Source organism: Pseudomonas sp. IPO3778 (genome assembly GCF_013386825.1).
Lineage (GTDB): Bacteria > Pseudomonadota > Gammaproteobacteria > Pseudomonadales > Pseudomonadaceae > Aquipseudomonas.
Genome location: NZ_JACARC010000106.1, coordinates 1 through 280, shown reverse-complemented (window position 1 = coordinate 280; position 280 = coordinate 1). Strand labels below are relative to the sequence as shown.

The window sequence follows — 280 nt, the reverse complement described above, 5'->3', positions numbered from 1 at the left end:
AGCACAGCGGCCTACCGGCCTACCGGCCGGCTTGAGTGTGTAGAAGCAAAAGCAGAATCAAAAGCCAAAGCGGGCACGGTCCACTGTAGGAGCTGGCTTGCCTGCGATGGCATCACCTCGGTGTATCTGGAAGACCGAGTTGCCTGCATCGCAGGCAAGCCAGCTCCCACAGAAAAGCAGAGCTGCATCAGCTTCAGATTTGGCTTTCGCTCTGGCCTTTATCTTGGCTTCTACCACTGGGGTCGGCTTTCAGGCAGAACAAAGGCCAAAGCGAACTCGG

Annotated in this window: 1 pseudogene; it reads left to right on the top strand. The window is 56.8% G+C overall.

Going from position 1 to position 280, the window contains the following annotated elements:
* A pseudogene (locus HX855_RS33080) lies at positions 1–280 on the top strand (hypothetical protein); the annotation flags it as partial.